Origin of the sequence: Georgenia daeguensis, assembly GCF_039537705.1 — a bacterium.
In the GTDB taxonomy this organism is placed as follows: Bacteria; Actinomycetota; Actinomycetes; order Actinomycetales; family Actinomycetaceae; genus Georgenia; species Georgenia daeguensis.
Genome location: NZ_BAABBA010000110.1, coordinates 1 through 503, shown reverse-complemented (window position 1 = coordinate 503; position 503 = coordinate 1). Strand labels below are relative to the sequence as shown.

The 503-nt window shown below is 68.6% G+C and carries 1 protein-coding gene; it reads left to right on the top strand.

The features are described from left to right. Window positions 1-503: winged helix-turn-helix transcriptional regulator (locus tag ABD774_RS21645; protein ID WP_345045874.1), on the top strand; the 503-nt coding region annotated here is incomplete at both ends.

Below are 503 nucleotides of genomic sequence, written 5' to 3'. Positions count from 1 at the left end.
CCGCGCGCGAGGTCGGCGGCGGCATCTCCCAGTTCGCGACCACGCTGTACAACGCGTCGTACTTCTCGGGCATGAAGGACGCCGGGCACAAGGAACACAGCTACTACATCAGCCGTTACCCGGCCGGGCGCGAGGCCACGGTGTTCCAGAACCACGACGGTTCCAGCGTGATCGACCTCAAGTTCACCAACGACGCGCCGACCGGGGTGGTGATCCAGACGATCTGGACCCCGTCCTCGATCACCGTGCGGATGTGGGGCACCAAGCGCTACGGCGAGCTGCGCGCGGCCATCGACGGGGTGAGCGAGAAGATGCTCACCCAGACGCTGCGCAGCCTGGAGCGCGACGGTCTGCTCACCCGCACCTCGCACCCCACCGTGCCGCCGAAGGTCGAGTACGGGCTGACGCCGCTCGGGCGGACGCTCACCGGACCGCTCGCCGCGATCCGAGACTGGGCGGAGATCCACATCAACGAGGTCACCGACGCGCGGGCGCGCTACGAC